Here is a 1,306-nt window from a genome sequence, read left to right on the forward strand (position 1 = left end):
GAATATAGAATGTGTTGTGACTTTATGTTTATAAAGCACAGGGAGTACAGTGGGTTATCGTTTTTTGGGTGATTTTTATATGATAAATAATGTCTCTGATCAATCGTCATCATTTCTAAGCACACAACCGAATCAAAGTGATAATCTCATGGCCTCGCTGAGGGAATTTTTTACCATATTAAAATCCAGTCATAAGGATGAGTTATCTACATGGGACACCATCTACTTGAATCTAGTATTAGCAATAAATGCTGATAGTGAAACTATTAAAAATGATATGTCGCTCGGTAACATTATTTATTCAGCAAATAATTATTTTAATTCTTTTTTTAGTAGTGCTTTCGAAACTGGTACTAAAACATACCTTGGTACATCACAAAACAATGAAGTTGAAATAAAAATTGGCAATGAAAGAATCACCATTGGGGTGCGAAATAAAGTCAGCGGAAAAATGGAAAGACAAGAATTTCTTTTTCCTCTGCATTACGAAAATAAACTGCAATGTGAATTGGAGAAGAATTTTACTATTGATTCTTACCCATTGTTATATAGGTATACCCTTGGTTGTAAGATTGCGAATGCGATCTTTGAAAAAGTATACAATCGAATTGTATTTAATAAGGAACAATATATAACAATTATAAAAGACGCATTTATTCACTTCTATGATTATAGCAGGCGATATATAATGAGTGAGGATATCGACAAAGAGTCCGTTATAAATACCATTGCATTGATGAGCACCTTTTGTAACAGTGATAATACATCAGGTGAAATTTTCAGTGATGATATTGCTCTTGAAGACTCATCTGAACCTGACCTAAATGTAGAACATACAATAACGCTTGGTTTTGCTAATGACGATCTTAAGTTTAATCCAATTACTTATTCGGAAGTATTAACACGATTTTACGCCTTTCAAAATATTGTATTGAATCTGTGTCCGGAAATGCATTCATCGCATTACAACGATATTTGTAGTGTAAGTGTGGATATGACAAAAGGCAAGCAATGCATGATTCACTTGATGGTCAATGAAGAGGTTTTCATGTCTCTTCCAACCCCTATCACAACTATGGCACGTGAACATGATAGTAATTTAGTCAATCTAAAAACGCTACTCAATGATGGTTGTTTTATTAAATATAGTCATTTTGATGCTGTGGGTTTAATGAAGAAAAACTTAAATCATCTGTATTTATCACATTCTCTTGTAAATGAAAGTATATTGAAGGGATGTTGTTTTGAGAACGGCAGTTTAGGTGATGTTAAGATAACAAATAGTAATTTAACGAAAAACGTATTC

General features: G+C 32.4%; 1 protein-coding gene. It reads left to right on the forward strand.

Translation table 11 applies throughout. The annotated features are described in order from the left end of the window. Positions 1-79 precede the first annotated feature (79 nt). On the forward strand, positions 80-1,306 hold a 1,227-nt coding region (locus HEN33_RS24980), incomplete at its 3' end, for a pentapeptide repeat-containing protein (RefSeq protein ID WP_183083513.1).

This window comes from Escherichia sp. 94.0001 (assembly GCF_013369155.2).
Lineage (GTDB): Bacteria > Pseudomonadota > Gammaproteobacteria > Enterobacterales > Enterobacteriaceae > Escherichia > Escherichia coli_F.